The organism is Sphingopyxis macrogoltabida (assembly GCF_001307295.1).
GTDB classification, from domain to species: Bacteria; Pseudomonadota; Alphaproteobacteria; order Sphingomonadales; family Sphingomonadaceae; genus Sphingopyxis; species Sphingopyxis macrogoltabida_B.
Genome location: NZ_CP012702.1, coordinates 1 through 19505 on the forward strand (window position 1 = coordinate 1; position 19505 = coordinate 19505).

Here is a 19505-nt window from a genome sequence, read left to right on the forward strand (position 1 = left end):
GCAAGGCTTATCCTGCCATACAGTAGATACCTACCCCACAAACAAAAAGCGGTGGCAACTGCCACCGCTTCAAAATTCCACGCCGCCTCAATGCTGAGTGAACGTGGACGGTAAAAGCTATCAGAAGTCGAAGGTTTGGGGCGCAGCCTCGCCGTCGAACCGAACCGTGACCTGGCCGCTGAGAACAATCCCGCGACGGCCCTGAATGATGATGGCCGGTGCGTCGTTGGCCTCTTTCGGCTGACGGGGGGTGCGCGGCTTGTGATCGGAACGCTCGGCAAGCGCAGCGCCCTCCCCTTCCCGCTCGTCGTCGCCGGCATCCAGTTCGGGCCGCTCCCGACGCTCATCTGCTGCACTGGTGGCAGCTGCCACCGGCGCGCGCGATTCTTGGGGCAGCGCTGAATCGTCATTCGGTTTAGCGGCGCCGGCCTGAGCGCTCTCTTCATCGGGACCGCCTTGGAGCGTGGCAAGAAACTGCTCGCAGGCGGCGGCTGTCGGATTTTCATTCGTGACCACGAAATTGCGCGTGGCCTTCTCGTCCAGCTCGATCGCGTGTTTGATGGCGACGGCGGCGCGCGGAGAACAATTCTTCAACGCGGCAAGAATGTCCTCGGGCAAGGTGCGCAGCGAGTAGAGGCGCTTCACTTCCGAATGCGGCTTGGCGATGCGCGCGGCTAGATCCTTTGTCGAAAGCGTGTCACTGACGCGGCTCGCGATGAAACTGACGCGCTCGGCCAGACTTAGGGCTTGGCGTTGTTCGTTCTCAAGAAACTGGTCGAGGCCAATATCGCGTTCGGCGTCGGCCTGATCCAGAACGGTGTCGATCTGGTCGAAACCAAGCTGGCGGCACGCGCGGTAGCGCCGCTCGCCGTATCGGATGATGTAGCGGCCGTTCGATGTTGGCGCGACGACGATGGGTTGCAGCAAGCCGCGGTCCTTGATGGTCGCGGCCAGTGCATCAATCTCGGCCTGGTCGAACTCCCGGCGAACCTGCGCGGGGTCTGGATCAATGTCAGCGAGCGGAAGGCGCTGAAACCGCCCAGCTGCCTTGAACTCGGTATTCGCGGGGACGGCCGAAAAATCCATCGCGTCCATATCGAAGTCGGCAAAGCTCTTCTTCGCCGGTTTGACAGCTGCCTTGCTCATGCGGCTTCCCTCTCAGCTTGATCGACAATGTAGGAGACGACTTCGCGCAGGACCGGCGCGCTGCGGCGCGTATCCTTGGCAAGTCGCCACACGGGAATTTCGAGAAGGGCCGCCTCGCGCATATGCTCGCGGTGCGGGATGGTATGCGGGACAACATTGGCGGGTAGCGCCTGCCCGATCCGCTCCATGAGCATTTTAGACACTTCACTCGTCGTCTGCACACGATTGAACACGATCCCGAAGCGGGTTTCGTTGCCCTCCCCCCGAACCTTATTGGCAAGGCTGATGCTTTGCGAAATCTCGTTGAGCGATTGCCGTGCGGTTTTGTCGGGGTCTAAAGGCACCGCGACATAATCGGATGCGATCAGCGCCATAAGGTTGCGGCCATCCCAAGCCGGGGCCGTGTCGATCACGCAATAGTCGTAGTGCTTGGCAAGGCCGGCACGAATGGCGCGAACATAGGCGGCGATGTGCTGGCCCTGCTGCGGGCCGTCAGTCGTCAGTTCGACCACTTGCCTCGTGTTCTTGAAGCAAGCCAGCGCCGGAGGTTCCTCGCCGGGGGCGAAGTCGAGTATCGACTGAACCGGCCCGATCTGCTCGAACTCGGCTTTCAGCATTCCGGCACTGTGGCATTGCTTGTCCAGGTCAAGGACCACGACACGCTTGCCCTGCTCGGCCAGATGCCACGCGATATGACAGGTAAGCATGGTCTTGCCGATGCCACCGCGCTCATTAGTCACTACGATTGTTCGCATTGAGAATCCCTTCAATGGCTGCGCCACGGGCTACTTGTGCCAGCGGTTATGGGCGGCGCTATTTCCCGATCCGAAGCGATACTGCGACTGCATATACCATGGGTTCGGATCGTCATTCAGGTGAAGGCCCTTGCGCTTGCGACGCGGGCTGGTTGGTTCGGTCGGTGGATCTTTGCCGAAGATAGCCGCCAGCACGAAAGCTGCGACCACGGCCACGCCCCACCAGCCAAAGGCAGCGTGGGCCAGCGTGGCGACAATAAGAGCCACGATCAGCATGAGCGCGCCAGCTGCGATCAGCAGGATAAGCCACGCCAAAAGCATAGCCGTCCGTAGCGCGCTTGCTGCACGCCGGAGTTTGCTGACGATCTGACGGCGCATAGTGACCTCCTAAGCTGTGCGGCTCTCGCCTCGATCGGAGCCGATCAGCTTAGGGAAAGGCTGCTCCCTAAAGATGTTCGGCACTTGAGTTCGCAGTGCGTGGGACATTCGGAGCGCCGTTATCAAAGTGGCGTCCTGCCTGCCGTTCTCGATGGCGGCGACTGTTTCAGGTGAGACGTGAATCCTCGCCGCCAGCTCGGATTGCGTAAGTCCGGCAGCGATGCGCAAGCTCGCTACACGATTGAACAGTTTGGCCGCCACAGATGCCTCGCAAAATTAGACCCTATTATCGTTAGGGTCTATGAGAGGCATTGTCCACAAAAAAGGGCGGCCGCTAGGCCGCCCGTCTTATGGGGAAAGGGAGGGGGCTTAATCAGCCCCGCCCCTCGTCAGGATGCCCAGCCCCTCAGCGATCAGGTCCACCGAGTAGCGGGTTTCGCCATTGCTCTCGTAGCTGTTCTGGCGGACCCGTCCGGTGATGTGAACCAGGTCGCCCTTGCCCAGATCAGCGGCGCGCTCTGCCAGCTGGCGGAAGAACGTCACACGGTTCCAGTGCGTATCGGTCTTCCATTCATCGCCATCCTTGCGGTTGTAGTTCGCGGCGACGGAAACGTGGGTGACTTTATCGGTCGTATCGACACTGCCAACGCGGCCGATGATCCGAAATTCAGCGATGTTCTGCATGGTAGTCTCCTTTGGATAAGCGTTGCTGACGGATTTTTTGCGGCGGAGCTGAGCCACGCGGGCAAGCTGAAAATGGGAGGGTCCGCTTGCGGAAACCCAAGGCCGAAGGCCGGTTTTCTGCTTGCCCGCATTAGTGGCGATGCGCAGTTCGTATCCGTCAGACAGCAACGCCCAAAGGAAACCGCCCGAGTAGATGCAGCAATTTGGACTGGCGGTGGTGGCAGCTGCCACCGGCCATTGGCGCCCATAGGTCGCTGCGCTCGATCGGCATGGGGGCGATTGGAAAACCCTGTCGCGGCTCCGCCGCTCTTTCCCTGGCTGGCAGTCCGTTGACGCGGGCAGGGGACTGCCGGTGGCAGCTGCCACCGGCGCGAAGCCGAACAGAAAGGGCAATCAGCGTTTCCGCTCACGGTGATTTCGCTGAGGGCTGGGTTCTTGCACCTGGGCGGCGCGATGCGCCGCCCATACTCGCTTGACTGTGCTGCGGTCGCAATCGGCCAGCTCTGCCGTTTTGGCAATGCTCTTGCCCGCCTCGCGCAATGCCACAATGCGGGCGTGCGTTGCCCGATCGCCTTTGCGCCCTCCGCTGCGACCTGCGGCTTTTGCCAAGGCGATACCCTGGCGCTGTCGCTCGCGGCGATCGGTGTAATCGTCGTGGGCCATCTGTAAGGCGATCTTCAAGAGCATCGCCTGAACAGATTCGAGCACGATGCGGGCGATGCCATCGGCATCGGCCGCGAGGTCGGACAGGTCCACGACGCCGGGAATGGCAAGTCGCGCGCCTCGCGCACGAATTGTCTCAACCAGCTGCTCAGCCTCGGTCAAGGGGAGACGACTTATCCGGTCGATCTTCTCCGCGATCACTACTTCGCCGGGTTGAAGATCGGCAATCATGCGCAAAAGCTCGGGGCGGTCGGCGCGGGCACCCGATGCCTTCTCTCGATAGACCGCCGCGACATAGTAGCCTGCGGCCTTTGCTTCGCCCACGATCGCGTCTTGGCGACGCAAATCCTGCGCGTCGGTGCTGACGCGCAGATAGACGCGGGCAATCTGTGGGGCAGGGGAAGGAACGTTCTCAGTCAGCAAGGTCAGGCCCCTCGGGCGGCGATGAGCGAAGCTTGGCAATGCCTGCGTCCGCTTGTGCGATTTCAATTCCGCACTGGCGCGCTCTTGCGCGCAATCGCTCAAGCTCAGAATTGCGGGGGAGAAACATGCGAATGACCCGGTTCCGTCCTTCTAGCGCGATTATGCGCTGCGCAAGATAAGCCGCCTCATCATTCAAGGCCTGGTGCTGTTCCTCCGCCTTGCGTAGCTGGCGCTCCCACGCTCGCTTTCGAGCTTTCGCGCGCCGCCTTTCATCGCGGTGTCGAGCATCAATCCTTTTTTGGTCCTGCTCTCTGGCCGCTGCTTCGGCCGCGCTAGCGGCAACTTCCTCTTCCCGCGCCCTATCAGCATTTCGCTTCGCAATGAGCGCATCGAGCACGGCCGCGTCCGTGCCGAGATTGTTCATCACCCATCGCATCCGTCTGTAGGCCTTTGCTTCGATCTGTCCGATCGAACCAGGCGAAAGCCCCACCACACTTGCCACTGTTCGCTGCGTTTGCGCTTCCCCCTCGGGACCACCAATCCTTAGGCGCACAATTTGCTCTTCTCGCGGTTCGAGAGTTGCTAGCAGTTTGTCCATAATGTGAGGATCGTTGATCCGCTCGATCGCGCTGCCGCCGAGGCTATCAGCCGAAGCCGTTGCGCTATGGTTCGCCGTCTTGGCAAGCTTCGCATTAAACAGCGCGATCGGTGACTGCATGTTCATTATCCCATGTTCCAGCACGAACATGGCGCACAATCTATACCATCTGCGCTAGGCGCGAAAGCCATGGCGCAATTAGTTGCTTGAGCAACCCTATTGCGCCATGCTGCCTGTGCCGACATTCTGCGCCTAGCGAGAAGGACGCGAACACGATGCCAACCATATACCTGAAACGAACATCGCCGTTGATGACCCAGCTCGGGGCCAACATTGCGCGCGAACTAAAGAAGCTAGGCATAACTCAAGGGGAGTTGTCCGAACGCTCGGGCGTTGCGGCGTCGCATATTTCATACATGGTTCGGGGACAAGGCAATCCCACGCTTGATACCTTGGAGAGCCTTGCCGGTGTTTTCAGATTATCGGTTGTCGAATTATTGGCAGAGGATAGCATTTCAGACGATCAGTCCTGAAAGGCTGTCGCTTTTTTTGATTGGAATGATCTATGTCCAGTAACCCGCCCCCCGAATTTGACCGTCTGCCACAAGATGCGCCACTGGTGCGGGCAATGGGTGGAGCGCTCTCGATCTTTGCCACCCTGCTTGCGCGCCAAGGCATTGTCGAGACGGAAGAGGTCGCAAACTTGCTGGGTATCTATGCGGTCGCGACAAGCGAAGTCGATAATGAAGAGGGCATGATTTTGGGATGCTGGGCAGCTATGATCCGCGACGTAGCGGAGCAACAGCGCAAAGCTGCTCGCGGCTAACCCTGGCGCGTATGGCGCCCCCCGTGCGTCGCCTCGATCTGCTGGGCCAGCTCGGCCAGGTGATCGGAATCAAGTAGATCCTCTGCGGCAAGATCGACCGCGAAAAACTCGCGTTCGCTGGGAGGTGCTCGATCGGCAGCGAAAGCGGCCAGATAGGGCCGCGCCTCGACCGTGGCGATCCAGCGCCAGAAAGCATTGCCCTGGCCGAATACACCGCTCTCGAACATATCCAACCGTGCTTGTGCGAAGTCGATCAATTTGCGCCTCCTGACAATCGGGCGGTTCGGCAAAAAAAGGGAGGCCGAAGCCTCCCTTTGTCTTACTGGAACAGTTTGATGAAAGCGGGCGCAAGGCCGATGACTGCGAGGACGAAACCGACGCTGCCGATGACCCAAGTTTGTGCCGTCAGCTTGCTTTCGATTCCCTTGTTCGCCTCCTGAACCTTCACGGCGATATACTCCTCAATAGCCTCTACAACTTCCGCTGCGGCGTCGTCGGACAGATTAGCCGCTTTCAGTGCTCTAAACAATTTGATGTGCATCCGGTTCTCCTTCTCGTTGGTGACGGGAGACACCCGGCATGGGCACCGGCGCCGGCTGTCAGGGACCGCGAAGCGGCCGCGTCAGCGGGCGGTGGGGGAGCCGATTTGCGCAGCAAATTGGGGGAACCGCCGATCCTTGAAAGCTGGCGCGCACCCATGCCAAAATGCCACGACACACAGAGAGAAGAGATTGCGGGGGGCGGGGTTCGATGCCCCGCCCCCCGCTCCATGTAGCACCGAGATCATCGGTTTTGCCCAACGGGCGAAAAGGGGCGGGCCATGCCCGCCCCTCCGGCGTCAGCCGGACTGACCGCGCTTCGCCTTGGCCTCAAGGACAAGGGCGACAAGCTGCGGGTCGAAACACTCGCCGCGCTCAATGTTGCGGATGCCGGGACCGTCCAGCACATCATTGATGCGATCCGCAATGATCTGCGCCAGCTCGTCGGACACAGCCTCAATGTCGGCGCTCGTTTTGCCGATGAACATCGGATCTTTCGGCCACATGCTTTCGGCCTCAAAATGGTCCTTATCGTTGACCGCATTTCTCAGGGCGTCGATCGCAGCATTTCCAAGCGCGCGCTCGAAAGCCAGCTGGGCGAACAGACGATGAGACATAACAACCTCCTTGTTGCCGGAATTGGCAAGGCCAAGGGGAGGGTCGCGCCGGGTCGGGTCAGGGACCGCGAAGCGGCCGCGCTAGCGGGCGGTGGGGGAGCCGATTTGCGTAGCAAATTGGGGGGACCGCCGATCCTTGATGCGGCCTGGTGCGTCCCTCATGCTAGGAAGACACTGACGGGGGGATTTAACAAATCAACGCCTGCCCGAAGGGCAGACCGCTACCTTGGGGCTTCCCTCGCCCGCACCATGGCGCTGTATTCCAGCAGTGCTTGCCGGACATTCTCATCATCGGTGACGGTAAGGGCATGGCTGGTTGCGGACGCATGATCCGTCCGCATTTCAAGCCACGAGATACGCGCTGCATCTGGCTTCTGACGGTCCTGTTCCAGTGCGATTTGTTCGCTGTAACCGGCGATCACGTCATTGATCGCCTCAAGCGCTGCCTCATAGGCAATGGCCTGATCTTGCGTCCACAAGGGTTCTTTGGGGGCGTCCATAGTCACAGGTCGATTTACGGTCTCAAACCGCCTGACGGCAAGCTGCACTCCATCACCATTTTTGAGCGAGCCAAGCGAGTTGCTGGCCGATTCCAAGCCCTTCCATCGGCGCGGATGCGCGCCGCTCGATTTGCGGCCACAAAGGATCGCGATAGTGCCGGCCTGCGAGAACGATCAGCGGCGCGGCGGCATCAATCTGATCGGCCATCGCCTCGATCACGCGCACGCCCCAAAGGCGGCGCGCGCTTGCCTTCATCGCGCCTAGCGTCTCGTCATAAGGCGCGATCACGGTTTCCGGCGCGATCAGGCCATGCTTTGCGGACAGGATGAACCATTGCCCTTCCTGCCGTTCGACATAGGCGCGAGCCTTCCGAAACCATGGCGATGCGTAAAGATCGCGAGCCGGGGCGGGGCGGTCCAGCTTCGCGGCAACGCAAGCGACAAGGAAAACCGGAGCCGGGGACGGGGCCGGGTTGATGGCAGGCAAAGGGGCGGACTCAAGATCAGCAATGACGGTGCAGCGGCCCCATTTCTGCAACTGGCGCTGCCAGCCTTTCGGTGGTCCCTTGCGCTCGGCAACATGGGAAAGGGTCGGGCCTCCGAACAGGTCGGGTTGTTCCCCGATGCGTTGCACCGGGGGAACGTAGCGGGGTTCTCGGATGCAATGGCGCGCCATGCTCGATCCCCTCAAAAGGCGAAAGCGGTCTGGCCGCTCGCCTCGGTGAAGCTGGCGCTATCGCCTGCGGCGTAGCGGTCGCGGCCCTTGGGGGACCATTGCAGGAAACCGGCACGGTCATAGGAAAACCAACCGTCCTCGATCCCGACGATGAAGGCCCATGCCTCATCCTCGGCGCAGATGCCGTGAGCGTTGATCGCCCAATATTCGGCGCTGCGGTCTTGCTTGCACGGGGACGGGGCGGAAAGGCTTAGGATCAGCGCGGCGCGGTCGGTCGGCTCGGTGGCATCCATCGCGCGCATGATCTGGCGGGCCTCGGCGGTGTTGATATGACCGCTCGCCCTCTTGTCCTCATGGTGCGAGTAGCGAAGGCCATAGGCAACGGCCTTGAAGATGTTGCGTGGTTCGGTGAACTCCTGCGTTTCGAGCAATTCGCGCCATTTCCCGGCGCTGATAAGGTCCACCGCATGATGCCAGAGCGAATGAGCGCGGTTGCTGTAGCCGTGGCGGTTCGTCACGCCATCGCGGGCGATCTCGATCCCTAGCGCGCGCTCGACGTGCTGCACGAAAGGATGGGCGGCAAGCAAAGGATGGCGAAGGCCGATCTTGCGCGGCTCGTCCTGCTCTGCGCGGATAACCTCGATGGGGAATTGGAACAGGCGCGACGGCAGATTCCACGGTGCGGAAAGGGGAAAGTCGCGGGGCACATCAAGCGCCCCGTTAATGTCCAGCAGAAAGCCGCTTGTCGCGAAGCCTGCGGCAATGATCTGGTCGCCCAGCTCGTCGGCCTGCGCCGTGCGGATCGCGGGGGCAGCGCTCATGCGCTCAACTCCGCATAGGTGGCGCTGCATTCGTAGCGGATCGCATCGCCATCCCACATAGGACCGCAAATGCCCTTGAATTTCGGTGCGCCCTGCAACTCAAGCCGCTGGCTCGGATTGCTGTTGTAACCGCTGCATTGAAACCCCTCGACCGCTGCCCGGTTGACGATGGTTTCAAAGGTCGCGCCCTCGATCTCGATCCGGTCAAAGTCCTGCTCGGTCTGGCGGTAGATACGGATTTTCATGGGCTTTCCCTTCCTAATTGAGCCGAAGGCGATGACGGGTCATCGACTTCTGCCGAAAGCGGGCGACGCTGGGCCGGGGAATGCCGCAAACGGGGCCGATCAGGGGGGAGGGGGATCACCCGTCCTGCACGGAGCGTAGCGAAGGAAGGGCGGGGAAACCCGCCTGATCGCCAAGCGGAGCCGCGCAGCGGCGGAGACGGTCTAGCCCTTGCGGCAGGGGGCAGGAACAGGCCCCAAAACGCGCCAGATCAGCGCGGCGGCTTGCCGCCTCAATCTGCGCCAGGACAGGCGGTGGCAGCTGCCACCGCCTGCACCGATCAACCCGGCTTGCGGATCGCAAGCAAAACGGTGTTCACGTTGGTTCCAGCGTGGGCGAAAGAACCGGGGGGAAGGTCGATCCATTTACGACCGTGAAAATAGATCGCCTCGCAACCGGCGATCATGCGGTGTAGCGCCTTGTGGCGCTGATCCTCGCCATACTCTGCCCGCGCGCTCATGATCGCCACCAGCACGCCTCCCGGTTTGAGAAAGGCGAGGGCATGGCGCACATGGTCACAGTCGCGGCCTCGATCAAAAGGCGGGTTCATTATCACTGCGTCGAACGGTGCATAATGGGCCGGGTCCAGTGCGAGAAAGTCGCCCTCGATCGCATCGGCAAAGCCATGGATTACCCGTAGCTCATGGGCGAAGCCGGGTTGCAGCTCCACGCAAGTTACATCGGCACCGGCGTTGCGTGCGGCCGAAGCGAGCGCGGCCTTTCCCGCGCTAGGCTCTAGAACGCGCTGGCCTTTGCTGATTCTCGCATGTTCGATGACCTGGGCGGCGATCTCCGGAGAAGTCATGAACGCGCCGAAATTCTTGGCGGGCGTGATATGATAGGCCGGGGCCGCTTCTGCCTCGGTCGTCTCATAGCCGTCACCGATAGCCTCGCCGTAATATTCCGCGAGCAACAGATTCACACTCTGCAAAAGGTCGTCACGCTCGAACCATATGTGCAGATTGCCATTCTTGAAGACGCGAACTCGGAAATAGTCGCCCTCGATCACCGTTGGCAGCGATCCGCGCACGCGCGCAGCATCGGCAACTTGTGAGGCGATGCTGTGGCCCTCTGAAACAGGGGGCTTTTCGTCCAGTTCCAGAAAGACGCGCTCCACGTCCCGCAACGTGTCGCGGCGCTCGTATCGGTCCCATGATCCCCATTCGTTCAAGGCGCGGTCGATGATGAGACGCGCGCCGATCTTGAAACCGTTGTGCGAGCGAAAGCGGCGATCCAGCTTGGCGAAGACGTTGGCGATGCCGCGCAAATAGAGGTCGCGCCGGTTGGTCCAGATATTTCCGAAAGTCGCGGCGCAGTTGTCGGGCGTGAACGGCACGGGATCATCGCGCAAGCCGTCATGAAACTCCTTTCGGGCCTGCTGGTCTAGCAGCTGGTCGAAACCCAGCTGCTCCATGAGGGCCGCCCAGCACCGGCGGTCCATCGTGTGCGTCAAGACGCGCTCGAAATTGTCGCGTGCGTCGATGGTCTGGCGCGCTCCCGTCTCCTTGTCGCGCTGGTCGATAGGCTGCGACTGGATGAAAGCGCGAGTCAACGTGTCCTCGGTCCAGTCGCGGCCACATGACAGCGATAGTGGGCCGCCAAGGGTCAGGCGCGCCGCCTCGTCGCGGGTTGCATGGTAGGTGTCATAGAGGCCGAGCCAAAGGGCTATGGCCTTGTCTCGGCCGTCGCAAATATCCGCAATCTGCGCGGGCGTCATAAGCTCCTGGCCCATGCTCACGCCCCCCCGAGGATAAGAGCACCAAAGCCGAAGCCCTCGGCGGCGTCCTCGATGGTGGTCACAAGGCCGTCAAAATCTTCATCCGGTCCTAGTAGGTCGGCAATCTCGATGACGGCGGGAAGGTCAGCGCCATGATTTTCGGCAAGGTCTTTGATGTAGCCGAAGCGGTCAAAATTGCCCTCTTCCTCATAGCGAGCGAGCGGAATGGTGCGGGCGGCGTTGATCCGAAGAATCGTTGCCAACGGAATGTCGGTCATGTGCTGTTTTCCCTGCCTAGAATGGAGCCGAAGGCGATGACGGGTCATCGACTTCTGCCCAGCGGCGAGCAGGGCCGGGGAATGCCGCAAATCAGGGCCGATCAGGGGGGAGGGGGATCACCCGTCCTGCACGGAGCGTAGCGAAGGAAGGGCGGGGAAACCCGCCTGATCGCCAAGCGAGGCCGCACAGCGGCCGAGACGGTCCAGCCCTTGCGGCAGGGGGCAGGAACAGGCCCCAAAGTCGAACAGCGGACGCGGCGGCATTGCCGCCTCAATCTAGGGAAAAGCGCCCGCCAGGTCATAGCATAGCGGTGACCTAGAGGACGCTGCGGCATGTCGCCGGCGACATGCCCAACGGATAGCGCCGGAAGCATCCGAGCAATCGGATCCTCCGTCATTTTAATTGCCCGAGCGGTTGCGCGACACGTCCGCATAAGGCTTGCGGCGGCACTGGCTGCACCGAAGCCGCGCGATCAGCTCGTAAATGCGGGTATCGAAAGAAATGCGGCGCGAGCGGGCGAAGTCGCCCAGCGGGGCGACAACGCGGCGACCGCAAGCGCAATAGATGCGCAGATAGCAGCCTTGCCGATACCAGATAGGATCAATGGGCTTGGGGCGGTTGTAGTTCGCGGCCATTGGGCGCTTATGCGCCAAAGGGAACAGACGGGGAACACCTCGCGCGCGCGTCGGTTATTGGATTGGCAAGGGAAAAGGGCTATATAGGCAATGCTTCGTGTGCTGATTCATTTCACGCACCTACCTGAACCCGCCGTGCTGTCACACGGCGGGTTCAAACATTTAGGGCGGGCGGCCCTGTCAGACCACCCGCCCCGCTAGATCAGCCCTTATCGGACTTCCCCAGCTTCACAATTGCGATCACGAGCGCGACGGCTGCGATCGTCAATTGAGCTGCTTCATATGCTGTCAAATCACATCACCTCCTTTGAGCGAGAGGATTTGCGAAGGGCCGCTGTCACAGTCCCTCGCCCTCGCTCGATGGGGGCTATACAACGGATTGGCGAGAATGCGCGCGAAACGCGCTTCACATTTTCGTGAAGCCGTTGGATGATCGCCGGCGACCGTTGATGAAAAGGGGAAGCTATGGGCCTCGTATCGCAGGTTAGCGCCGATGACCGGGAAAGTGCATGGCGAATAATCCGTCATCGCGAAATCATGGAACGACTGATTCCGCTTTGGGCTGTGCTTGGCGTTGCGCTGGTGCTGATGGGCGTGGACCTGGGCGGGCGTCTGCTGTGGACGCTGCCAATGATCGGATATGTCTTTGGGGTGATGGCGGTCGATCACGGCCCTGATTACCGCGCCGCGAATTATTGGGTGCCGGTCCTGGGAAGCCAAGCGGCGGCGCTGCTGCCTCTCATCGCCAGATTCTAGATCTCTCTGGAGCGGTGGCAGCTGCCACCGCTCCACGCGCGTCAAGCTCTGGCCTCGAAGCGGGCGATCAGCTGTTCCGCTACGGAAGTAATTTCGGCGGGGTCGGCGGTTTGAGTGCAATCGCCGCCTACAACAGCGCCGAGCGTGCCGCCGTCCAGTTGGACAACGTGGACACGCCACACGTCGCGCCGGAGTTCGTATTGATCGGGAAGCGGCCTCTGCATGATTTCATGAAACACCAGGTCAACCCATTGGCGCGCGTCCGGATCAGAAGACGCATCGGCGTAGTCGGCGCGGCTCGCCATGACGCTGTATCGGTCGCCTAGCATGAATTGGCGTTCGCGCGCGCGTCGGTCCTGCTCGATCCGCGTCACGCGATCTTTTTCCGCCCGCTTCATGGCCTGTTTCATCCGAACATCGTCGGCGCTGCGCGTCAGCGCCGCCATGATGTTGAGGACGCGCGCGGGCATATAATGCCCCGCGCGCTCGGCCGCCTCGATCACAAATTGCAAATCGCTGATCTCGGTGGGGGAGAGGGTGACGCGAACGGCGCTCGCCGTGTTGCTGATTTTCATGGCTGCGGCTCCGGCTCTTCCTTCGCCTTGTAGGCGGCAAGGCCGATCCACGATCCGTTATCGCCGCGAAACTGGCGCACAACATCGCCACCGTCCCAATGGCCGGTGAAGATGCCGCGCCGGTTGATGCCGCCGACGGGGCGCGTGCGCGCCGCCAGAAGGCGGGCGCGGCGCGTGTCTCGATCTAGGTGGCGCATGGGTTGCATGGTCAATCCTTCCTATTCGCTGGCGGTGTCGAGTTGCGTGCCGATCTCGTCGGCGTCGAAGTCTTCAAGGGCTGAAATCGCGCTTTCCAGTTCGGAAACTGCGGCGTCCATCGCCTGCGCGCGTTCGCTGTCCTCAAGACTGGGGGGCAGATTTTCGCGGGCGGCCTGCTCGTCATCCTTGACGGTTTCGAGCATGTCGCGCGCCTCATCCAACAGGGCCTTGCCCTTGTCGATCAGCACGCGGGCGGCGGCGATCTGCTTGCGGCGTTCGCGGTTCATGCCTCTGCCCTCACGTCGCCGCTGTCGATCTGGAAGCCTGCGCGGGCCAGCTCGTCACAAAGGGCGCGCTGCCGATCCTCGCGGGTGCCGCTGGTGGCGATGTAGCTGCACCGGCCATCGTGGAAGGCGAAGCCTGCGCGTTTCAGGCATCCGCGAAACCGCTGGTGGGTGCGGTCGCTCCAATCCAGTGTGCCCGCATAGTTGCGGAAGGCGGCGACAGCGCAGACGGAACCGTAATTCTCATCACGCCAGCTAAGCTCGATCACGGGGGGCGATTTGGTCATGGTGGCCTCCCTCAATATTCGCTGGTTAGGAGAATGGTGAGCACGCGGATTGTGGCATCGGGATTCCATGGTTCGGCGCTGCCAAATTCAAGATCGCGGTCGTAATAGTCGAACTTCCACATGACCGAGAGGGCTGGGCGCGTGCTGTCGTCAGTCCAGCGGGTATGCCATTGGCCGATCACATCGCGATAAAGGAAACCGGCGTCATGCTCGCCGTGAGGATCGTTGTCGGGTGTGAAATCCTCAAAGCCCTCGATCATCTTGAGAATGTCGGACTGCGTATTCTCGTCCAGCGCCGCGATGCCTTGCGTAATCACGGTGCGACAAGTCACGCCCATCGTTCGCCGCGCAATGTCGTTCAGCGCCGCAACGGTGGCGATCTGGTCAGTTGTCGCTTCCATTTTCCTCACTCCTTTAGGCGAAGCCGCTGCCTGCGGCCTGCGGCTCTGACCCGCTGGCGAAGCGCGGGATGGGGAGGGGGGAGCAAAATCGATGGGAGTGGTGCGGGCGGCGCGACTAGGGAGGCCCCGGCGCGCGCGAGCGCGCCGGAACTGGCCGAACTTGTCGGGCAACCCGGTCCTGTCGATTATGCTTCGGGAACGAAAGGGCGGGTGCCCTTGGTGTTCCCCCGGTGGCAGCTGCCACCACTGACGGAGCGCGGCCCTGGGCCGCTCGATCCTATGTGGCAGCTGACAGACTACGAAGCGCGCGGCCCTGGCCGCTCATTTTCAGCGCTCGCGGTCCTTTGATTTCTCGGCGGTCGGCGTCGGTGATTTGCCTTCGCGCAATGTTGCGGCGACATGGGCCTTTGCGCTTTCGACGATCTGCGCCAGCTGTTCCTTCGATGCGCCGCGCTCGGTAGCTGTCGCGACGCGCTTATCAATGGCGAGCTGGAATTGCGCGAACCTGGCATCGGCGCGGTTCTGCTCAGGCGAGTTTTTCTCGAATTGCGCGGCAAGGCGTAGATCAACCTGACTGACGCCGGGAGGCATGACTTGCAGACGTAGCGCGCGATCGGCGGCCTGAATGTCGCGGTCGGTCATTTTCGAAAGGAAATCTGCGGCGCCCGCGCTGATGGCGCGGACTCTTTGCAGCGGGTCCATACCCTCGGACCAATTGACTTCGATCTGATGATAGCGGCGTTGCTCAATCAGCTGAAGGTGGTGCATCGGCCCTTTGGGATCGCGGAAAAAGGCAAGCTCCTGCGCTGAACGCGCGGCCAGCTGGCGCATGTCAGCGGACGTTTCCGCGATCCGATTAAGCTGCTCATGCTGCCGCGACGCAACGGTTTGCGCAGTAGGTAGGTAACGGCTGATTTGATCCTTGGCCTGCTCGATACTCATTGCGCGTCGTTCGCCAACTGGCATGAGAGATTCCATCGAGGGTGGAAACGCGATGCCCGCTGGCCCACGCGCTGGCTCGACGCGGTTCTGTTCGAGGGGCATGGTATCACGGATGACTTTGGCGAGGGAGGCGTGATTTCCAGTATGGAAGCTGTCGCGGCTCGCCTCCATCCAGTCCTTCGGCCCCATTGCCTGGATCGAGACGAATTTCTCGGCCGCAAGGGAATGTAGCTGCAAGTGCAGCCGCATGGTGCGACCATTGCCCTCACGGAACGGATGAACGGCATTTAATTCGGAAATATGCCGCCCCATGGTATCCGCAAAGCGATCACGATCCATCGACTTGAGGGTTTGGAGGTCGGGCAGCTGCTTAAATTCGTGCTCCATGCTGCGGGCAATGAAGTGCGCTCGGGCAAAAGTGCTGCCGGGTTTGCTTATGTCCACAGTCCGAAAGCGCCCCGCCCAATCATATACGTCCTGAAACAGATGATTGTGCAGTTCGCGATACTCGCGCGCGTTCGTCGCCGGCGCGGCGCGCTGCACAACCAGCTCGCCATGTCGGACAACCGAGAAGAAAGCTTCTCGCTCCTTGAGGATATTATCGTCGCGGATTCCCAGCTTGTTCCGAAGAACGTCGCTGTTACGCCAGGTGTAAGGGTCGCTCACCTGTCATGCAGCGAGTTTCTGGCGGGACAGAACATCACGGTTGTAGTCCTGCGCCAGACCAATCGCCACATCGACGGGAATTTGGGTTTCGACCAACAGCAAACAAAAAGAGTGGTCATCCGAAACCAATTCAAGTCCTTCAATCTTGCAATTTGCGATTGCTTCGCAATAAGCTGCCATCACGTCAGGAATCTCTTCCTGCCGACGCGGCTCATACCCCATCGCCTTGATGCGATTCCTGTAGGTGTCGATGATATTTTCCATTTTGCACCTAAAAACGACCTGCTCCCGCCCATAGTTAACATGTCGGGATTTGTATATAAACCACATTGAGTAGCCCCCATATTTCACTTTCCTGAAATGGGACGCCGCGCTTGCGCGGCGTCTCGTGCATTTAGCAGGGCGGGTCATTCAATCCGCTTGGTCGGTCATCATCGCCAACAGGTAGTCGGCGGCGTTCTGAGCCTCACGGGCAGCCTCGAAAATCGCGCGCTTGTCGTTGCGGAGCGCGGTCAACCAGTGCTCGATATACGCGGCATGGTCTTCGCGTTCCTCGACCTTGAAACCGACAATCGCGCCGATGAAGGATGCGCCCAGCTCGGCTACGAGCTCGTCCCTCGCATAGTCGGCGCGGCTCGTTGAAATCAGGGTTTTCCGGTTGAGGCGGCTTTCATGCCCTGCATGATGCACGGCCTCGTGCGCAAGCGTGGCATAGTAGTCGTCGGCGGAATGGAACGCTTCAAAAGCAGGCATTTGGATATAGTCGTCGCGGGTGTGGTAATAGGCTTGCGATCCGCCGATGCGAACGGTTGCGTCGATGCGAGAGAACATCACTTCAAGCTCAACGTCGCGGGTTTCGGGATTGGTAATGATCGGGGCGGGCGCGGGATATTTGCCGTCCAGTCCCTCGACCTGATCGGCATTGAAAACCGTGTATCGTTTCAGAAACGGAATGGCGCGCTCGTCGTCCGTCTCGGAGTCCTTCACGACAAGCTTGTTAGCATAGACAACGGTGGTCCCCTTGCTGCCCTTCCGGACATTGCCGCCAAGCTCCAATGCCTGTTTGAAGGTCAGCCAATAGGGGGAGGCGAAGCCCTGACGCATGGCGCTGGCCCAAAGGCTGAGGACGTTGATCCCACGATAGGCGACCCCATTGTGCCGGAGCGGAATGGTCGGCCCACCGCTCCACGGCTTCACCCAAGGCTTGGTGCCCGCTTCGAGCATCGCAAGAATGTCGTCGGTGACGGCCTGATAAATGTCGATCCGGTTCGTTTCCTTAGCCATTTTCCTCACTCCTTTAGGCGAAGCCGCTGCCTGCGGCCTGCGGCTCTGACCCGCTGGCGAAGCGCGGGATGGGGAGGGGGGAGCAAAATCGATGGGAGTGGTGCGGGCGGCGCGACTAGGGAGGCCCCGGCGCGCGCGAGCGCGCCGGAACTGGCCGAACTTGTCGGGCAACCCGGTCCTGTCGATTATGCTTCGGGAACGAAAGGGCGGGTGCCCTTGGTGTTCCCCCGGTGGCAGCTGCCACCACTGACGGAGCGCGGCCCTGGGCCGCTCGATCCTATGTGGCAGCTGACAGACTACTAAGCGCGCGGCCCTGGCCGCTCATTTTGGCGGCGGCTTGCATGATTTTGTGCTGTTCGTCGCACCCATCGGGATTTTCTTCCTCAACAGGCGCATTCGCTAATCGCAAAGGCCGGGCGGTGGCAGCTGCCACCGCCCCCAAGTTTGCGGGGAGCGCGGGAGTGAAGCGCGCTCCCCGTGCCGTCATGCCGCTTGGCTTTCGCTATCGGCGGCATCGGGCAAGGCAGAGGGTCGAAGGGCGGGGGGCAGGATGCGCCGCCCCGCAAGGCGCTCGTTGACCGTCACGGCAAGGTCAGAGCGCTTCATGGTCTGGCAATTCTCTACAGCGTCGTTGCCGCAACCTTCGGCCAGCAGCTTCAAGAGCGTGGCCTTGCTAAGCTGGTCATAGAATACCTGATTAGGTTCCCACTTGTCGGCCATGTTGATCTGCGCGGCTCCGACGATCTGCGCCAGCTGGCGGTCGCGGTCGCTGTGGAACGAAAGGCTCGTGATCTGCGAGGCAACGCAGTAGGCCAGCAGCCGCAATTTCGCTTCGCTGTCCATCTGGCGCATGTCGTCCAGCGTGGGTGTTTCGGCCAAGCGGTCAAGATCGGCCCTTGCGATCTCGTCAATGTCGGCAATCGTGGAATGGCCCATGACCGCATCGTCAACATGGAAGCGGTTCTTCTCGGCGGTGATTTCGGCGGCTTGTTGCCACGAATAAGCGTTGCCGCGAACCTGCCCCAAGAGGCCCGTTAAGAGCACGTCCAGCGCCAGCTCCGGGTCGCTGGCAAGGGCTTCCCGAACCGCCATCGTGCGGATGCCGCCCAGCTGATCCATGACTTTCTGCGAGTAGTCGGGGCGAGGAGGCTTGGGGCCATCGGCGGCGGTGCCCTTGGCGGTGCGGGTGAACGCGACCTGTTCGATACCGTCATGGCCGATGAAGACGATAAGCGAGTGCTCGGCCTTCTGCTCGGCGGTGAAAACGCGGCAAGCCGATACGATAGCGTCCTGTTTGCGGGTCAGGGCGCGCAACTCGTCGTCATAGTCGTGATCGTCCTCGTCCACCTCGCTTTCCCGCTTGGCGATTGCCGCCTCGATCTCGACCAGCTGCGCGGTTTCTTCCTCGGTCGGATCGCGCTCGCCAGCGGGTTCCAGATGGCCGCGCATCCAGTAGGAATCAGGCCGGTAGAGCTGCCCTTCTGCATCGCGCCAGCCATCTTCGCGCGCCGCCTTGGCGATGGCGTCGAGCCGATCTTGCACAAGGTCCATGACAAGGCCCGCATCATCGCAATAGCGACGTTCTCCGAAAAGATCGGTGGTGAAGGTGCCGCCTGCGGCGCAATAGGCTTCCTCGCCTACAATGCGAAAATGCTTGTCGGTATCGGCAACCTTCTCCTGGGTGAGCATGGCGCGGATTTGGTGGGCGTTGTCGCCGGTGCGCTTGAAAACCTCAAGCTGGCGGTCCTGATCGTCGGTCAGCGCGAAAGCCTGCGCCGCGCCCATGCCGATTTCGTCTTTCTGGAAGGCTTTGAGAATGGTCGGGTGCAGCGCCGCCAGCTTCAACACGCGGCGGACATAGGCCGGGGAGACGCCGAACGATGCTGCAACATCGTCAACGTCCTTGCCGCTGTCGATGATCGCCCGATAGGCTGCGATGGCATCGGCGGGGTGCATGTCCTCGCGCTGCGCGTTCTCGGCAAGCGAGATTTCCAGCGCCTCGTCCTTGCTGCGGATTTCAACGGGAACCTCGAAAGTGCCGGGGATGGCCTTTGCCTTCTGCAACAGCTTCAAGGCCCGGTAGCGCCGCCCTCCGGCGCAAATCCTGATTTTGCCGTCTTCATCATAGCCGATCAGGTTTTGCAGCACGCCCCGCGCCTGAATGTCGGCGGCGAGGGCTTCGATTTCCTTGGGCTTCACCTTCCGCACGTTGAGGTCGGAAAGCGCCAGCTTGTTCAGTTGGATGGTCTGGATGGTCATTTTTCACTCCTTTAGGCGAAGCCGCTGCCTGCGGCCTGCGGCTCTGACCCGCTGGCGAAGCGCGGGATGGGGAGGGGGGAGCAAAATCGATGGGAGTGGTGCGGGCGGCGCGACTAGGGAGGCCCCGGCGCGCGCGAGCGCGCCGGAACTGGCCGAACTTGTCGGGCAACCCGGTCCTGTCGATTATGCTTCGGGAACGAAAGGGCGGGTGCCCTTGGTGTTCCCCCGGTGGCAGCTGCCACCACTGACGGAGCGCGGCCCTGGGCCGCTCAAACTATTGCGGTCGCTTTAAGAAGGAGAACCAGCGGCGGCGT

At 61.3% G+C, this 19505-nt stretch carries 29 protein-coding genes; 3 read left to right on the forward strand and 26 right to left on the reverse strand.

The features are described 5' to 3' along the window. Positions 1-120: 120 nt before the first annotated feature. The 7 genes from AN936_RS23140 to AN936_RS23165 all read right to left on the reverse strand — a co-directional run bounded on the left by AN936_RS23140 (position 121) and on the right by AN936_RS23165 (position 4797). Positions 121-1146: a ParB/RepB/Spo0J family partition protein gene (locus AN936_RS23140; RefSeq protein WP_030540877.1), complete on the reverse strand. Its 1026-nt coding sequence runs from the start codon at positions 1144-1146 to the stop codon at positions 121-123. Then, positions 1143-1901, reverse strand: a complete 759-nt coding sequence (locus AN936_RS23145) for a ParA family protein (RefSeq protein WP_030540876.1) — start codon at positions 1899-1901, stop codon at positions 1143-1145. Before AN936_RS23145 ends, AN936_RS23140 begins: the two co-directional genes overlap by 4 nt. 30 nt (positions 1902-1931) lie before the next feature. Continuing rightward, positions 1932-2279 carry a hypothetical protein gene (locus AN936_RS23150; RefSeq protein ID WP_228168057.1) on the reverse strand — a complete coding sequence of 116 codons (348 nt, stop codon included), beginning with the start codon at positions 2277-2279 and terminating at the stop codon, positions 1932-1934. Between the two features lie 9 nt (positions 2280-2288). Then, the gene (locus AN936_RS24480) at positions 2289-2540 is read right to left on the reverse strand and encodes a helix-turn-helix transcriptional regulator (protein ID WP_059153604.1); all 252 of its coding nucleotides are present in this window, start codon (positions 2538-2540) and stop codon (positions 2289-2291) included. Positions 2541-2648: 108 nt separating this feature from the next. After that, complete coding sequence (locus AN936_RS23155) at positions 2649-2963, reverse strand: single-stranded DNA-binding protein (RefSeq protein ID WP_030540874.1); 315 nt, start codon at positions 2961-2963, stop codon at positions 2649-2651. 393 nt (positions 2964-3356) lie between these two features. Continuing rightward, positions 3357-4049, reverse strand: a complete 693-nt coding sequence (locus tag AN936_RS23160; protein ID WP_030540873.1) for a recombinase family protein — start codon at positions 4047-4049, stop codon at positions 3357-3359. Beyond that, entirely contained in the window at positions 4039-4797 is a 759-nt protein-coding gene (locus AN936_RS23165; protein WP_051768229.1) for a sigma factor-like helix-turn-helix DNA-binding protein, read from the reverse strand. Before AN936_RS23165 ends, AN936_RS23160 begins: the two co-directional genes overlap by 11 nt. A gap of 161 nt (positions 4798-4958) precedes the next feature. Here AN936_RS23165 and AN936_RS24485 point away from each other — a divergent pair, with 161 nt between their 5' ends. Beyond that, entirely contained in the window at positions 4959-5180 is a 222-nt protein-coding gene (locus tag AN936_RS24485; protein ID WP_234715874.1) for a helix-turn-helix domain-containing protein, read from the forward strand. 32 nt (positions 5181-5212) lie between these two features. Further along, on the forward strand, positions 5213-5473 hold the full coding sequence (locus AN936_RS23170) for a hypothetical protein (protein WP_230463539.1): 261 nt from the start codon (positions 5213-5215) through the stop codon (positions 5471-5473). Here AN936_RS23170 and AN936_RS23175 read toward each other — a convergent pair. The 10 genes from AN936_RS23175 to AN936_RS23220 form a co-directional block, all read right to left on the reverse strand. After that, the gene (locus AN936_RS23175; protein ID WP_021225591.1) at positions 5470-5730 is read right to left on the reverse strand and encodes a hypothetical protein; all 261 of its coding nucleotides are present in this window, start codon (positions 5728-5730) and stop codon (positions 5470-5472) included. The two genes, AN936_RS23170 and AN936_RS23175, sit on opposite strands and share 4 nt — an antisense overlap. 62 nt (positions 5731-5792) lie before the next feature. Next, on the reverse strand, positions 5793-6014 hold the full coding sequence (locus tag AN936_RS23180) for a hypothetical protein (protein WP_004213291.1): 222 nt from the start codon (positions 6012-6014) through the stop codon (positions 5793-5795). Positions 6015-6311: 297 nt separating this feature from the next. Next, positions 6312-6629: a hypothetical protein gene (locus tag AN936_RS23185; RefSeq protein ID WP_020819825.1), complete on the reverse strand. Its 318-nt coding sequence runs from the start codon at positions 6627-6629 to the stop codon at positions 6312-6314. A 221-nt stretch (positions 6630-6850) separates the two neighbouring features. Then, positions 6851-7129, reverse strand: a complete 279-nt coding sequence (locus tag AN936_RS23190) for a hypothetical protein (protein WP_021225590.1) — start codon at positions 7127-7129, stop codon at positions 6851-6853. Between the two features lie 52 nt (positions 7130-7181). Next, on the reverse strand, positions 7182-7805 hold the full coding sequence (locus tag AN936_RS23195) for a DUF6884 domain-containing protein (RefSeq protein WP_013054023.1): 624 nt from the start codon (positions 7803-7805) through the stop codon (positions 7182-7184). An 11-nt stretch (positions 7806-7816) separates the two neighbouring features. After that, a complete protein-coding gene (locus tag AN936_RS23200; RefSeq protein ID WP_013054022.1) occupies positions 7817-8626 on the reverse strand; it encodes a hypothetical protein in 810 nt (269 codons plus the stop codon). Continuing rightward, a complete protein-coding gene (locus tag AN936_RS23205; protein ID WP_013054021.1) occupies positions 8623-8871 on the reverse strand; it encodes a hypothetical protein in 249 nt (82 codons plus the stop codon). Before AN936_RS23205 ends, AN936_RS23200 begins: the two co-directional genes overlap by 4 nt. Positions 8872-9188: 317 nt before the next feature. Continuing rightward, entirely contained in the window at positions 9189-10640 is a 1452-nt protein-coding gene (locus AN936_RS23210) for a DUF4942 domain-containing protein (protein WP_230463538.1), read from the reverse strand. 2 nt (positions 10641-10642) lie between these two features. After that, positions 10643-10903, reverse strand: a complete 261-nt coding sequence (locus AN936_RS23215) for a hypothetical protein (RefSeq protein WP_006953895.1) — start codon at positions 10901-10903, stop codon at positions 10643-10645. 399 nt (positions 10904-11302) lie between these two features. Beyond that, positions 11303-11539 carry a hypothetical protein gene (locus AN936_RS23220; RefSeq protein WP_006953891.1) on the reverse strand — a complete coding sequence of 79 codons (237 nt, stop codon included), beginning with the start codon at positions 11537-11539 and terminating at the stop codon, positions 11303-11305. A 465-nt stretch (positions 11540-12004) separates the two neighbouring features. Between AN936_RS23220 and AN936_RS23225 the strand changes: the two genes are divergently transcribed. Continuing rightward, on the forward strand, positions 12005-12295 hold the full coding sequence (locus AN936_RS23225; RefSeq protein ID WP_006953889.1) for a hypothetical protein: 291 nt from the start codon (positions 12005-12007) through the stop codon (positions 12293-12295). 41 nt (positions 12296-12336) lie between these two features. On the opposite strand, the gene AN936_RS23230 is transcribed toward AN936_RS23225, so the two are convergent. From AN936_RS23230 to AN936_RS23270, 9 genes are all read right to left on the reverse strand, one after another. Further along, positions 12337-12870, reverse strand: a complete 534-nt coding sequence (locus AN936_RS23230) for a hypothetical protein (protein WP_007016089.1) — start codon at positions 12868-12870, stop codon at positions 12337-12339. Continuing rightward, a complete protein-coding gene (locus tag AN936_RS23235) occupies positions 12867-13067 on the reverse strand; it encodes a hypothetical protein (protein ID WP_020819821.1) in 201 nt (66 codons plus the stop codon). The genes AN936_RS23230 and AN936_RS23235 overlap by 4 nt, the downstream gene beginning before the upstream one ends. A gap of 21 nt (positions 13068-13088) precedes the next feature. Continuing rightward, complete coding sequence (locus tag AN936_RS23240; RefSeq protein ID WP_004213311.1) at positions 13089-13355, reverse strand: hypothetical protein; 267 nt, start codon at positions 13353-13355, stop codon at positions 13089-13091. Then, a complete protein-coding gene (locus AN936_RS23245; protein ID WP_006953883.1) occupies positions 13352-13639 on the reverse strand; it encodes a hypothetical protein in 288 nt (95 codons plus the stop codon). Before AN936_RS23245 ends, AN936_RS23240 begins: the two co-directional genes overlap by 4 nt. Before the next feature lie 11 nt (positions 13640-13650). Continuing rightward, a complete protein-coding gene (locus AN936_RS23250; RefSeq protein ID WP_054590653.1) occupies positions 13651-14040 on the reverse strand; it encodes a DUF3768 domain-containing protein in 390 nt (129 codons plus the stop codon). A gap of 327 nt (positions 14041-14367) precedes the next feature. After that, on the reverse strand, positions 14368-15648 hold the full coding sequence (locus AN936_RS23255) for a Fic/DOC family protein (RefSeq protein WP_054590654.1): 1281 nt from the start codon (positions 15646-15648) through the stop codon (positions 14368-14370). Between the two features lie 3 nt (positions 15649-15651). Further along, a complete protein-coding gene (locus AN936_RS23260) occupies positions 15652-15912 on the reverse strand; it encodes a hypothetical protein (protein ID WP_006968047.1) in 261 nt (86 codons plus the stop codon). 147 nt (positions 15913-16059) lie between these two features. Next, positions 16060-16932 (reverse strand): ArdC family protein, encoded by an 873-nt coding sequence (locus AN936_RS23265; RefSeq protein ID WP_004213405.1) that lies wholly within the window; start codon positions 16930-16932, stop codon positions 16060-16062. A gap of 483 nt (positions 16933-17415) precedes the next feature. After that, on the reverse strand, positions 17416-19191 hold the full coding sequence (locus tag AN936_RS23270) for a ParB/RepB/Spo0J family partition protein (RefSeq protein WP_021319980.1): 1776 nt from the start codon (positions 19189-19191) through the stop codon (positions 17416-17418). Positions 19192-19505 lie beyond the last annotated feature (314 nt).